At 72.5% G+C, this 3,069-nt stretch carries 4 protein-coding genes; all 4 read right to left on the reverse strand.

The genetic code is table 11. From position 1 onward, the window contains the following. Window positions 1–130: 130 nt before the first annotated feature. Complete coding sequence (locus Ae331Ps2_RS30030; RefSeq protein WP_075313588.1) at window positions 131–898, reverse strand: hypothetical protein; 768 nt, start codon at window positions 896–898, stop codon at window positions 131–133. A 52-nt stretch (window positions 899–950) separates the two neighbouring features. Continuing rightward, window positions 951–1,694, reverse strand: coding sequence for a J domain-containing protein (locus tag Ae331Ps2_RS30035; RefSeq protein ID WP_075313590.1), 744 nt, complete (start codon window positions 1,692–1,694; stop codon window positions 951–953). Then, entirely contained in the window at window positions 1,691–2,833 is a 1,143-nt protein-coding gene (locus Ae331Ps2_RS30040; RefSeq protein ID WP_249265719.1) for a C40 family peptidase, read from the reverse strand. Before Ae331Ps2_RS30040 ends, Ae331Ps2_RS30035 begins: the two co-directional genes overlap by 4 nt. Continuing rightward, on the reverse strand, window positions 2,834–3,069 hold a 236-nt coding region (locus tag Ae331Ps2_RS32890; protein WP_217695675.1), incomplete at its 5' end, for a hypothetical protein. It lies immediately after the preceding gene.

A 3,069-nucleotide genomic window follows, 5' to 3' on the forward strand; every position in this document is an offset into this window, starting at 1 on the left:
ACCACGCGATCCCCTCCGCTGCGATCAGCGGCAGTCTACGACCGGTGTCTACAAGATCGGGAACGGTCCAGAACAGGTCTCCTTGCAGGTAGTGGGTCCAGTCTGTGGTGGTGAGGCCGTGGCCGCGCGATCACATCTGCAGCTCCGTGGAGGTGGGTGGCCCGAGCTGGGGGCGGTAGGTGGTGATGTGCCAGTCCGCGGCGTCGATCGCGGTGTCGGGGTCGGGGTAGGCGCCGGCCTCCCGGACTGCGGCGACGGCGATCAGCTCGGTGGGTGAGATGCGGCGGAAGGCCAGGACCTGGTCGTGGTGGCCGCCGTGGGCGGGGTAGTGGCGGATCGCGATCTGCCCGGTCGGTGGCCCGAGTTCGGTCTGCACCGCGCGTGGCAACACGTCGACGACGCGCTCGGTGAGCCGCGCCCCAGCCGGCTCCTGCGTTGCGGCGGAGCCCGGCGGGGGCGGGGGGCGGCTCCAGCGTTGCCCGGTGGGCGCGGGCCCGCTCAGCTGGTGCGTGGTGACCTGCACGTGCCCGCCTCGGCCGCGTCGGAGCTGTGGCCGTCCGTCGTCGCTGGTGCCGTGGTGGATGAGTGTTTCGCGGGCACGCACGATAAGCAGTCGGGTGGTCTCGATCCACCAGGCGTCGGTGTCGCGCCAGTACCGCCCGGCTGGGTCGCGTCGGGTGGTCGGTGCCCAGGTCCCGGCGGCGAGTGCGGCACCGGTGGTGTGCCCGGCGCGGGTCAGGGCGGCGCGGGCTGGTGCGGGGAGCTTGTTCCAGCCGACATGTTCGCTCTGGTGCCAGCGGATCCGTGCGGTCTGCTCCGGAGTCCCGGGAGCAGGCGGGGAGGACCCGGTTGCTGGTTCGGGGACGGGTGGTGTGGTGCGGCGGGCCAGGAAACCCATCAGTGAGACCTCCGAACCACGGCGGGTGTGGCGGTACGGCGGGGGCGGAAGCTCATCGGCGTGTCCAATCGGCGGCTCGGCGGTGGAGGTGCAGGGCGGCGAAGGTCAGGGCCCGGACGGTCCAGCAGGCCAGCGCGAGGGCGGCGAGGAAGCCGATCACCCGCGATTCCAGCGGCATCTCGTCGAGGGAGGTCACCGCGAGCGCCGCGGCAGCGAGGGTGGCCACCACGACCGCGCCGGCGGCGATCCGGCCGGCCGGGAGTGGGGCCAGACGCCACACCCGGAGCAGGAGTCGTCCCATCAGCCGGCGGTGGTCGATCCGCCCGACCGGCCATCCGGCCGGTAGCAGCTCACCCGGGCCCGGTCTCGGAGCCTGGCCACCGGGCGGCGGGGGAGGGGTCGCATAGCCGCTGGTCGGGGCGTAGTCGGTGTGGGCGACCGGTTCTCCGGTCGGGGTGTAGTCCGCGGCGCCGCTGGTGTGTGCGGGCTCCTTCGCCGGCGGGGGCGGTGTGAAGGGGCGGGCAGGGCCGGGCCCACCCGTGCCGGGCCCTGGTGGAGTGCGGGCGGTGTCGTAGGCGGTGTCGTAGGCGTCGCGACGGACCGGGTCGGCGAGGATCGCATAGGCATCGGCGACGGCCCGGAACCGTGCTGTGGCGTCGGGTTCGGGGTTGCGGTCAGGGTGCAGCGCCAGGGCCTGGCGGCGGTACGCGCGCCGGATCTGGGTCTGGTCGGCGTTCGGGTCGACGCCGAGCACCGCATACAGGTCGGGGCCGGGACCGCCGGTAGGAGCGGTCATGGGGCGGCCTCGGCGAGCGCGGCGTCTGGTGCGGGTTGGCTTGCGGGTCCGGCGATGTGGCGGACGTGGGTGATCTCGTCGGCCCAGTCCGACAGCGGCTGCAGCACCACACCGGTCGAGGAGTCGTAGGCGTTGATGACCAGGCCGTGGCCGACATACATTCCTACGTGGCGGGGGTTGGCCGGCGAGCCGAGCGATCCCGGAATGAACACCAGATCCCCGGGGGCGATCGCCGCCGGTGAGCTGGGTGTGCCGGCGTTCTTCTGGTTGACCGTCCCGGCGGGTAGCGCGACACCTGCTGAGGCCCAGGAGGCGAGCATGAGCCCGGAGCAGTCGAACCCGTCGGGGCCGGTGCCGCCCCACACATACGGTTTCCCGAGCTGGGATAAGGCGTAGGTGACCGCGGCCCGTGCGACGGGGTCGGCGGGCGGGCTGAACCCGGCCGGGAGCTTCTTCGGGTCGATGTTCCCAGGTGGTGCCGGGAGTCCAGCGCCGCCGTCATCCGGGCAGGCGTAGACGGTGGAGGCGAGCTGCGTGGTCGTGGCGCGGGACCCGTCGGTGCTAGGTGGTAGCGGTACGGGATTGTCCGCGCCGACCCAGAGTTGCTCGACCAGGGCGGCTGCCGGGCCCTCCTGCGGTGCGTAGCGGTCGGGGAACGCGGAGCGCTGCACCGCCTGGGCAGCCTGACCCGGGGGCATCGTGGCCCATCCGGGCAGGTTGATGAGGCGGTTGAGGAAGGTGTCGGTGGCCGCGACCGGGTTCAACACCCGCCCGGGCGGGCCCCAGCCCTGCGACGGGCGTTGCTGATACAACCCGAGGCTGTCCCGGTCACCGTGGTGGACGTTGACCAGCCCGGATTCCACGATCACCGTCGAGAGCGCGATCACCGCGGCTCTCCTGGGCAGCTGTCGTTCCACGACGCGGGCGACGATCGTCGCCGCGTTCCCGGTCTGCTCACCGGACCATTCGACACCGTCGACGGTCTGCGGCCCGCCGCCGAGCCCACCCTCGGCGCCGCAGGCGAACCGGCCACCGGCGACACCGAGCACCGTGACCACGGCCAGCCCACCGACCACAGCGGTCATCAGCAGGACCACCGACAGCCCGAGCCCGCCGACCACCAGCACCGGCCTGCCCACTTACACGCCTTCCTGTGTCAATGTTCCGTTGACGCCGGCGGGTCTGGGTGAGTGCCCGGGGGTGTCGGCGGCTGTGGTGTCACCGGCCGGGCTGCCGGGAGTGTTGTGGCTGGTCAACGCCGTGACCGCAGGCGGGGCGGTGGGGGCGGACTGTCGGTCTCTGCGGAGTCCGGCATTGGTGTCGAAGATCGATTTCTCGGTTGTGGAGAGCACGGTCTGGATCTTCATGCCGGGCT

Source organism: Pseudonocardia sp. Ae331_Ps2 (genome assembly GCF_001932405.1).
Taxonomy (GTDB): Bacteria; Actinomycetota; Actinomycetes; order Mycobacteriales; family Pseudonocardiaceae; genus Pseudonocardia.